This window comes from Weissella fangxianensis (assembly GCF_024718545.1).
Lineage (GTDB): Bacteria > Bacillota > Bacilli > Lactobacillales > Lactobacillaceae > Weissella > Weissella fangxianensis.
In genome coordinates this window covers 1-4,728 of record NZ_JAMXDB010000065.1, presented here as the reverse complement: position 1 = coordinate 4,728, position 4,728 = coordinate 1, and the positions used below count along the sequence as shown (strand labels likewise).

General features: G+C 35.6%; 4 protein-coding genes and 1 other annotated feature. All 4 genes read left to right on the top strand.

Annotated elements, in window-relative coordinates:
• Positions 1–450: 450 nt before the first annotated feature.
• On the top strand, positions 451–1,794 hold the full coding sequence (locus NGR58_RS09920; RefSeq protein ID WP_258089336.1) for an FAD-dependent oxidoreductase: 1,344 nt from the start codon (positions 451–453) through the stop codon (positions 1,792–1,794).
• Positions 1,795–1,864: 70 nt separating this feature from the next.
• Positions 1,865–2,130, top strand: a binding site (T-box leader).
• Between the two features lie 41 nt (positions 2,131–2,171).
• On the top strand, positions 2,172–3,017 hold the full coding sequence (locus NGR58_RS09915; protein WP_258089335.1) for a MetQ/NlpA family ABC transporter substrate-binding protein: 846 nt from the start codon (positions 2,172–2,174) through the stop codon (positions 3,015–3,017).
• Positions 3,018–3,029: 12 nt separating this feature from the next.
• Positions 3,030–3,560 carry a peptide-methionine (S)-S-oxide reductase MsrA gene (msrA, locus tag NGR58_RS09910; RefSeq protein ID WP_258089334.1) on the top strand — a complete coding sequence of 177 codons (531 nt, stop codon included), beginning with the start codon at positions 3,030–3,032 and terminating at the stop codon, positions 3,558–3,560.
• Between the two features lie 73 nt (positions 3,561–3,633).
• Positions 3,634–4,575, top strand: a complete 942-nt coding sequence (locus NGR58_RS09905; RefSeq protein WP_258089333.1) for a diacylglycerol/lipid kinase family protein — start codon at positions 3,634–3,636, stop codon at positions 4,573–4,575.
• Positions 4,576–4,728: the final 153 nt, after the last annotated feature.

The following is a 4,728-nucleotide window of genomic DNA, read 5'->3' as shown; positions in this document are numbered from 1 at the left end:
AGGGACTAACTCATTGAAATTACCATCTTCAGAAATTATAAATTTAATATTTTTGTCTGTTAAACCAACTGAATTTAGGATAGAATCATTAATGGACATCAATAAATACCTCGTATCTGTTTTTTTTTCGTCGATTACATTTTACGCCGGTATCTTATTGGTGTCTTTTTGTTTGTGAAAAAGGCGAAATAAAAAGCGTGAAATTTTTAGTTTCACGCTAGAAAGTATAGAGCCTTTATAATTGCCATGGTTTTTTTGTGGTCTAAATTTGAATTTTTATTGACTTTATTGTGAAATAAGTTACAATATTAATTGTGAAATAAGTAACTTACAAATGCTACTAGAAGATTTTTTAGCTAATAAATGTTAATTTAGCAGTATTTTTAATTTGTGAATAAGATGTTAATTTTGTAGTAAGCCGTCTATGAGAGGATTTTTGGTGAAGGTATAATGAAAGTTGCAATTATTGGTAGCACTCATGCAGGTACATTTTCAGCGATTCAAGTTAAACAACAACATCCAGATGCCGAAGTAACGGTATTCGAGCAACATACAACCGTCTCGTTTTTATCATGTGGTATCGCACTGTGGTTAGGTGACCATGTTTCTGACGAACAACGTATGTTCTATGAAACACCAGCGACGATGACAGATAAAGGTATCATTATGAAGATGCAACATGAAGTGGTTGCAGTGAATTTAGCTGAAAAATCTGTGCAGGCTAAAAATCTGTTAACTGGAGAACTGTTTTCAGAAACATTTGACAAAATTGTTATCACGACCGGATCAAAATCGTTAATTCCTAATATTAGCGGCATCAACAGTGATCGTATCTATATGGTTAAGTCATGGGAAGATGCTCAAAAAATGAAAGTTGTTGCTGGTGAAGTGAAACGTGCGGTTGTGATTGGTGCTGGCTACATTGGTGCTGAAATTGCCGAGCAGTTTTCGGTGACAGACAAAAAGGTGACTTTAATTGACGGATTTGATCGGGTGTTGCCGAAAAACTTTAGCCCGGCAATTTCAGATCGGTTGGCGCAATCATTTCAAAAACATGGTGTGAAGTTGGCACTAAACCAGAAGGTGACCTCATTCGAGGATTTGCCTGATGGGGGTATTCGGGTCAATACGGATAAAGGTAGTTATGAGGCCGATATTGCTGTTTTAGGTATTGGATTTTTGCCTAATACACAATTGTTTGCTGGGCAGGTTGATATGCTCAATAATGGAGCTATCATTACTAATGAATATATGGAAACCAGTGTACCTGATGTTTATGCTGCTGGAGATGCAACGACGGTTTATTACAATCCAACACACGAATATGATTATTTACCACTAGCTACAAATGCGATTCGTCAAGGTATGTTAGTTGGTAAGAATATTGATGGTCATCATTTACCTTATAGTGGTACTCAGGGTACGTCAGCTGTTGAATTGTATGGATTTGCCATGTCAGCAACTGGTTTGAATAAAGCAAGCGCAGAACAACGTGGTTTGGCAGTTGAGGAAACAATCTACGAAGAGAATTATCGACCTGAATTTATGTTATCAACCACACCAGTGTTATCAATCTTAACTTGGGAAAAGAAAACACGGCGTATCGTTGGTGCGGCATTTATGTCAAAACATGACATTTCCCAAGCTGCTAACGTTGTTTCTTTGGCAATTCAAAATAATATGACGATTGATGATCTGGTAATGGCTGACTTCTTTTTCCAACCCAACTTTACACAGCCGATAAATTTTGTTGGTGCGACGGCTTTGCAAGCCGTCAATGACAGTGATGATTAGTGTAAGATTTATAAAACTATTGACTTAAAAATTAGAATCATCTAATATATATTTCATAAGAGAAACATTTTTAAACAAGTTGATCAGGAAAGTACATGATAATCTGATGTATAGAGAGCTGCGGTTAGCTGCAAAGCAGTCTGAGGAATATGATGGAAAATGGCCTGTGATTGGGTATTATAAATGACAAGTTCATGAATAGTACACGGGATGGTCTTCGTTATTAGACACACGTATAAGCAATGCATCATTTCGCACCCTGTTTGCACGTTCAGAGTTTTTATTGAGTAATCATTAGAAAAAATTAGAATGGTAACACGAGTAGTCGTTTCTAGGTTTAGGTCCTAGGAGCGGCTTTTTTTATGGAGGGAAAAAATATGAATACAAGAAAAATACGGCTTGTATCAACAATTGTTGGTGCATTAAGTGTATCTGTGTTGGTGACAAGTACAGTTAGCCAAGAAGTGCCAGCAAATAGTAAGAATAAAACTGTCACAGTTGGACTTGTAGGGGACTCTGATCGACAGCTTTGGGAATATGTTAAAAAAGATGCAGCTAAGAAATATAATATTAATGTTAAATTAAAGGTATTTACTGACTATGTAAAACCTAATCAAGCATTGGTAGATAAATCAATTGATTTAAATGCTATGCAAACAATTGATTATTTTAAGGAACAAAATAAACATTTAGGTAAAAAGCTCGTGCCAATTGGTAAAACTTATGTAACGCCAATTAGAATTTATTCTGAAAAATACAAAACCTTAGATGATTTGCCTAAAAATGCAACCATTATTGTACCAAATGATGGTTCTAACGAAAAAAGAGCACTAGATGTCTTAGAGTCTGCAAAATTAATTAAATATGATCATGATAAGAAAGTGCCTGGTGTTAAGGATATTACAACCAATAAGAAGAATTTTAAGGTAAAAGAAGTTAATTCTGAACAAACGGCATCTGCACTAAAAGGAGTTGATGCTGGTGTGGTCAATACGAATTATGCATTGGATGCAAAGTTAGATATTGATAAAGCGTTATATACAGAGCCAGTTAATAAGGCGAATAAGGGTTATATTAATATTATTGTTTCACGAAAAGATAAGCAGAATAAAAAGATATATCGTCAAGTTGTAAAAACTTATCAAACAGATAAGACAAAAGCACATATGAAAGATTTATATGGTTCGGCTGAAAAGGCAGCTTGGGATATTAAACTTAAATAAGGAGATATAGTTATGGCTGAAGAGACAGCAATTTTTGCAGGAGGATGTTTTTGGTGCATGGTTGAACCATTCGAAACGCTTCCCGGTATTTTAAAAGTTCGTTCAGGATATACTGGCGGATTTTTAGATAATCCAACTTACGAACAAGTAAAGGCCCATAAAACAGGGCACACTGAAGCAGTTAAAGTGTGGTTTGATAATGATGTCGTTACTTATAAAAATCTTGTTGATTTATATTGGCAAACAGCTGATCCCACAGATGCTATGGGTCAGTTTCAAGATCGTGGTGATAATTACCGACCAGTTATTTTTGTAAATTCTGAAGAACAAGAAAAGATTGCTAAACAATCTAAAGAAGCTTTGGCAGCATCAGGTATTTTTGGGGATGATTCGATTGTCACGAAAATTGAAAAAGCAGGCGTTTTCTGGGATGCTGAAGATGAGCACCAACAGTTTTATAAAAAACATGCTGAGACCTACGCAGAAGAAAAGCAGGCACGTGATGCCTATAAAGCCGAATATTGGGGAATTAATAAAAAATAAGCGTGTTATGGGAAAAGTTTATTTACATCGGTATACTGATAGTTAACGATTATATGAAGAGGTGACTGTCAAAATGGCATATAGTTTTTTTATTAATCCAATTGCTGGTAATGGTGTTGCGAAACAGAAATGGCGAAAGTTACAAAGATATTTAAATGAACAATCAATTGCTTACCGTGTGTTTTATTCTGATGGTCCAGGAGCTGTTGAAGATCAAATATCTCAAAGTATATATGATCAAGCGTCGGTGATTATTATTGGCGGCGATGGGACACTCCATGAAGCGTTGAATGGTTTGCTAAAAAATGAGACACCAAACCAAGCTATGCCGATTGCTTACATTTCGGCTGGATCTGGTAACGATTTTGCTAGAAGCCATCAATTATCAGATGATCCAATTCAAGCGTTTAAAAGAATTAACCATCAAATAGATCAAAATAACACAACATTGTTAGATATTGGCAAATGTCTTGATGAACAAACTAGTGAGGTTACCTATTTTGTCAACAATCTTGGTATTGGCATCGACGCCACGACTGTTGCCTTTGCTAATCAATCAAAAATTAAGCGGTGGTTGAATCGATATCATATAGGTGGCTTCAGTTATTTTTTAGCCATTTTTCAAAGCTTGAAGCAACAAGATGCTTTTGATGCTGAAGTGATGTTACAAGATCAAAAGGAAAGTTATTGTACCAATAATGCCTTTTTAATAACAGTGTCGAATCAACCGTATTTTGGTGGGGGAATTAAAATACTGCCTGGTGCTAGTTCAGTTGATGGCCTTTTTGACATTATTTTAGTGGATCATCCGAAAAGCTTAGGTCGTTTAATTTGGTTGATTGGTGCCTTGTTAAGAGGTAACCATTATCGATATTCGGAGGTACATCACTTGAAATCAGCGCGGATTGGATTAAAATCTGAGACAAAAGAGTATAGTCATTTAGATGGCGAAGTCATTTCGGCTAAAAAAAGTGACCTACGCCTGAGCACTATAAAATATCCCTTCTATATATAAAAAATAAGGCTCCACCTAAAATTAGGTGTGAACTGAACCCCGTAAGTTGGAGTAATTTCCAAAACTTACGGGGTTTTACTATGTTTTCAAAAGAAGTACAAATTGAAGCTGTCACAATGTATCTACAAGGTATTCCGCCTTATAAAATACGGA